We start from the raw sequence: 5,709 nt of genomic DNA on the forward strand, positions 1-5,709 counted from the left end.
CCCGATGACCGACGAATCGCCCTCCATCGACAAACTGCTGAAAAACCTCGATCACGCCATGCTCGCCGACCGCCACCGGCTGCGGCGGCAGTTGCTTGAGCTGCGCAAGAAACCCGACGAAGCCAAATTGGCCCAATGGGTGGCGCGCCTGCAGGCGTCCAGTGATCAGGTGCTGGCCCGCCGCGCCAGCCTGCCGGTGATTCGTTACGACGACAGCCTGCCGATCGCCGCCAAACGCGACGAAATCAAAGAGGCACTGCTCAAGCATCAGGTGCTGATCATCGCCGGCGAAACCGGTTCGGGCAAAACCACCCAGTTGCCGAAAATCTGCCTGGAAATCGGTCGCGGCCAACACGGGCTGATCGGTCACACCCAACCGCGGCGGATCGCTGCGCGCAGTGTCGCCAGTCGGGTCGCCGAAGAACTGGGCACACCGTTGGGCGCGTTGGTCGGTTATCAGGTGCGCTTCGAGGATCAAAGCGACTCCAATACCCTGATCAAGCTGATGACCGACGGCATCCTGCTGGCGGAAACCCAGAACGACCGCTATCTGGAACGCTACGACACGATCATCGTCGACGAGGCCCACGAACGCAGCCTCAACATCGACTTCCTGCTCGGCTATCTGAAAACCCTGTTGCCGCGCCGTCCAGACCTGAAAGTCATCATCACCTCGGCGACCATTGATCTTGAGCGTTTCTCCAAGCATTTCGATGATGCGCCGATTGTTGAAGTCTCCGGCCGAACGTTCCCGGTGGACACCTGGTATCGCCCGCTGACCCTGGAACAGGACGAAGAGGGCAACCGCGTCGAGGATGACTTGACCGTGGATCAAGCGATTCTCGCGACTCTCGACGAAATCGCCGCTTATGAGCGCAGTGAACGACGCAGTCCTGGTGACGTGCTGGTGTTCCTGCCGGGCGAGCGCGAAATTCGCGACGCCGCCGACATGCTGCGCAAGGCCCAGCTCAAGCACACCGAGATTTTGCCGTTGTACGCGCGGCTGTCGCCAGCCGAGCAACAACGGATTTTCCAGTCGCATCCAGGCCGTCGCGTGGTGCTGGCGACCAACGTCGCCGAAACCTCGCTGACTGTGCCGGGCATTCGTTACGTGATCGACAGCGGCACCGCGCGCATCAGCCGCTACAGTTATCGCGCCAAGGTCCAGCGTCTGCCCATCGAAGCGATCTCCCAGGCCAGCGCCAACCAGCGCAAGGGTCGTTGCGGACGGGTCGAGCCGGGCATCTGCGTACGGCTCTACAGCGAAGAAGATTTTCTCGGGCGTCCGGAATTTACCGATCCGGAAATTCTGCGTACCAACCTCGCGGCGGTGATTTTGCAGATGCTGCACCTGCGCCTCGGCGAGGTCACTGCGTTTCCGTTTATCGAACCGCCAGATGGCAAAGCCATCAGCGACGGCTACAACCTGCTGCAAGAGCTCTCGGCGGTGGACCGCAACAGCCAACTGACCCCGCTCGGTCGTCAACTGGCGCGATTGCCGGTGGACCCGCGCATGGGGCGCATGTTGCTCGAAGCGGCCAAGCTCGGCAGCTTGCAGGAAGTGTTGATCGTCGCCAGCGCCATGTCGATCCAGGACCCGCGCGAGCGGCCGCCAGAGCGTCAACAAGCGGCCGACCAGGCCCACGCACAATGGAAGGACGCCGACTCGGACTTCGCCGGGCTGGTCAATCTGTGGCGCGGTTTCGAAGAACAGCGCCAGGCGCTGACCGCCAGTCCGCTGCGTAACTGGTGCCGCAAGAATTTCCTGAATTACCTGCGCCTGCGCGAATGGCGCGATTCCCATCGCCAGTTGAGCCTGATCTGCCGCGACATGCAGCTGAGTCTCAACAAAGAGCCGGCGGACTATCCCAAACTGCACAAAGCAGTGCTGGTTGGCCTGTTAAGCCAGATCGGCCAGAAAACCGAGGACGGCGACTATCTTGGCGCCCGACAGCGGCGATTCTGGATTCACCCGTCGTCGGGCATTGGCAAAAAACGCCCGCAATGGCTGATGGCGGCCGAACTGGTGGAAACCACCAAGCTTTACGCACGAATGGTGGCGAAGATCGATGCCGACTGGATCGAACCGCTGGCCGGGCATTTGATCAAGAAAAACCACTTCGAACCCCATTGGGAGAAGAAGCGCGGGCAAGTCGTGGCGTTCGAGCAGATCACCCTGTTCGGGCTGATTGTGGTCGGTCGCCGGCCGGTGCATTACGGCCCGGTCGACCCGGTGGTGTCGCGTGAGCTGTTTATCCGCGAAGCGCTGGTGCGCGGTGAAATCCAATCGAAAGCCAAGTGCCTGACCGCCAACAAGCAGCTGCTGGAGCAGCTCGACGAACTGGAAGCCAAGGCTCGTCGCCGCGACATTCTCGCCGATGAAGAAACCCTGTACGCCTTCTACGATGCGCGGCTGCCGGCGGAAATTCACCAGACCGCGACGTTCGACAGCTGGTATCGGATCAACAGCCAGAAAGATCCGCAGCTGCTGATCATGCGCGAAGAAGACGTGCTGGCCCGCGAAGCCAGTGAAGTCACCGCGCAGCATTACCCGGACACGCTGCACATCGGCGATCTGGAGTTGGCCCTGAGTTACCACTTCGAACCGAATCACCCGCGCGACGGCGTGACCCTGCGCGTACCGGCGCCGCTGTTGCCGATGCTGCCACCGGAACGCCTGGAATGGCTGGTGCCGGGGCTGATCGAAGCCAAGTGCATTGCCCTGGTGCGCAACCTGCCCAAGGCCTTGCGCAAGAATTTCGTGCCGGTGCCGGACTTCGTCAAGGCAGCCTTGCAGCGCATGACGTTTGCCGAGGGCTCATTGCCGCAGGCATTGGGGCGCGAGCTGCTGCGCATGACCGGCGCCCGCGTCAGTGATGAAGCCTGGAGCGAGGCGGCGCAGCAGGTCGAAAGCCATCTGCGGATGAACCTGGAAATCGTCGACGCCCAGGGCAAGTTCCTCGGCGAAGGTCGCGATTTGGCTGAACTGACGGCGCGTTTCGCCGAAGCGAGCCAGGCTGCGTTGGCGGTGCCGCAAACCGCGAAGAGCCAGCAGCCGGTGGAACCGAAAGTGTTTGCCGCGGTGGCCGAAAAAACCCAGCAGAAGATCGCCGGGCTGTCGATGACGGTCTACCCGGCGCTGGTGGAAGAGGCGGGCACGGTCAAGGAAGGGCGGTTCTCGACCCCGGCCGAAGCCGAGTTCCAGCATCGTCGCGCACTGCAGCGGTTGTTGCTGCAGCAATTGGCCGAACCGGCGAAGTTCCTGCGCGGCAAGTTGCCGGGCCTGACTGAACTGGGCCTGCTGTACCGCGACATGGGCCGCGTCGACGCACTGGTGGAAGACATTCTGCTGGCCAGCCTCGACAGCTGCATTCTCGAGGGCGAAGACCCGTTGCCCCGTGACGGCGCGGGGTTGGCGTCGCTGGCCGAGCGCAAGCGTGGCGCCTGGACCGAGCATGCCGAGCGGGTGGCGAAGCTGACGCTGGAAATCCTCAAACTCTGGCATGGCCTGCAAAAACGCTTCAAGGGCAAGATCGACCTGGCACAGGCCGTGGCCCTGAACGACATCAAGCAACAGTTGAGTCATCTGGTGTATCCGGGCTTTGTCCGCGAAACACCGATGCCATGGCTCAAAGAGTTGCCGCGCTATCTCAAGGCGATCGAGCAGCGCTTCGAAAAAATCGGCGCCCAGGTGCAACGGGACCGGGTATGGAGTGGCGAATTGTCCGGCCTGTGGACGCAATACCAGACCCGCGCCAACAAACACACCCAGGAAGGCAAGCGCGATCCGCAGCTCGAGCTGTATCGCTGGTGGCTCGAGGAATACCGGGTTTCGCTGTTCGCCCAGCAATTGGGGACCAAGGTGCCGATCTCCGACAAACGCCTGAACAAGCAGTGGGCGCAAGTCGAGCCGTAGGCCGGGGCGGATGCAATAACTTGTGGGAGCTGGCTTGCCAGCGAAGAAGGCGTGTCAGTCGCCAACGGTGTGCCCTGATACACCGTCATCGCGGGCAAGTCGAAACGTCGCACCGCCGCTCCCACAGGTTTATTCTGGCGGCTGTAACAGAGGGTTCATCCAGCAAAAAGGCGCCAAAATCCAAGGTTTATGGCAAACTTCGCGCCTATAAACGCCGGCCCCGCGGTTTTGAGCCTTCGCCGCTGCGGGCAGGCCTGAATAAAGCGATGCCAGGTTTGCGTCCCCGGGATGGGAATAGACCCTTTGTGTATTGGTACGACGGTGCCAATGCTTTCTGCCTGAACAGATTAGAGAAACGACCATGCATAACGTCGTCATCAGCGGCACCGGCCTGTACACCCCGGCCAACAGCATCTCCAACGAAGAGCTGGTGCAGTCTTTCAATACCTATGTGGCTCAATTCAATGCCGACAACGCCGACGCTATCGAACGCGGCGAAATCGAAGCCTTGACCGAATCCAGCGCAGCGTTCATCGAAAAGGCTTCCGGCATCAAGAGCCGCTTTGTCATGGACAAGGAAGGCATCCTCGACCCGCAACGCATGGCACCACGCCTGCCGGAACGCTCCAATGACGAATGGTCGGTGCTGTGCCAGATGGCCATCGGCGCTGCCGAACAAGCCTTGCAACGCGCCGGCAAGACCGCCGCGGACATCGACGGCGTGATCGTCGCCTGCTCCAACCTGCAACGCGCCTACCCGGCCATTGCCATTGAAGTTCAGGAAGCGCTGGGCATCCAGGGTTTCGGTTTCGACATGAACGTGGCGTGCTCCTCAGCGACCTTCGGCATCCAGACGGCCGCCAACAGCGTGCAACTGGGCCAGGCCCGGGCGATCCTGATGGTCAACCCGGAAGTCTGCACCGGTCACCTGAACTTTCGCGACCGCGACAGTCACTTCATCTTCGGCGATGCGGCCACCGCCGTGATCATCGAACGCGCTGACCTGGCCACGTCCGAGTACCAGTTCGACATCGTCAGCACCAAGCTGCTGACCAAGTTCTCCAACAACATCCGCAACAACTTCGGCTTCCTCAACCGCGCAGCGGAAGAGGGTATCGGTGCCAAGGACAAACTGTTCGTCCAGGAAGGCCGCAAGGTATTCAAGGAAGTCTGCCCGATGGTGGCCGAGCTGATCGGTGAGCATCTGCAGGAAAACCAGCTCAACGTCAGCGATGTGAAGCGTTTCTGGCTACACCAGGCCAACCTCAGCATGAACCACCTGATCGTGAAGAAGCTGCTCGGACGCGATGCCACTGAACAGGAAGCGCCGGTGATTCTCGATACCTACGCCAACACCAGTTCTGCCGGTTCGGTGATTTCGTTCCACAAGAACCAGGACGACCTGCCGGCCGGCTCGCTGGCGGTCCTCAGCTCGTTCGGCGCCGGTTACTCGATCGGTAGCGTGATTTTGCGCAAACGCTGAGTCAGCGGTCTGCCCGGATTACCTCTGGGGCGATCCAGAGTTGAGGGACAAACCCTCAACTGAAATTCGGTTGGTCTTCGCGCTGCGCCTTTTTTTGCGGGGCGAAGACAACCCTAACGCGTTATTGACTCGCCGCCATGGCCGCGTTGTGCAAAAAATGGCTGGCTTGCCTGAGCGCGATCAACGATTTACCGATCATCGGGTCCCGCAGCGCCGCTGGTTCCGCTACAATGCGCGCCGATTTCGACTTGCCTGAGAGCCCACTCATGTCCGCCTGCCAGACTCCTATCATCGTCGCCCTGGATTTCCC

General features: G+C 61.2%; 3 protein-coding genes. 2 read left to right on the forward strand and 1 reads right to left on the reverse strand.

Features of this window, described 5'->3' with window-relative positions:
• Window positions 1-4 precede the first annotated feature (4 nt).
• Both hrpA and D8V06_RS08955 read left to right on the forward strand, forming a co-directional pair.
• Window positions 5-3,916 carry an ATP-dependent RNA helicase HrpA gene (gene hrpA / locus D8V06_RS08950; RefSeq protein WP_130930817.1) on the forward strand — a complete coding sequence of 1,304 codons (3,912 nt, stop codon included), beginning with the start codon at window positions 5-7 and terminating at the stop codon, window positions 3,914-3,916.
• Between the two features lie 361 nt (window positions 3,917-4,277).
• On the forward strand, window positions 4,278-5,399 hold the full coding sequence (locus D8V06_RS08955) for a beta-ketoacyl-ACP synthase III (protein ID WP_056855968.1): 1,122 nt from the start codon (window positions 4,278-4,280) through the stop codon (window positions 5,397-5,399).
• A 121-nt stretch (window positions 5,400-5,520) separates the two neighbouring features.
• Here D8V06_RS08955 and D8V06_RS30810 read toward each other — a convergent pair.
• Window positions 5,521-5,709 (reverse strand): hypothetical protein (locus D8V06_RS30810; RefSeq protein WP_241667801.1); only part of this gene is annotated, 189 nt, incomplete at its 5' end.

It is taken from the genome of Pseudomonas sp. Sample_24 (assembly GCF_004307605.1).
GTDB lineage: Bacteria > Pseudomonadota > Gammaproteobacteria > Pseudomonadales > Pseudomonadaceae > Aquipseudomonas.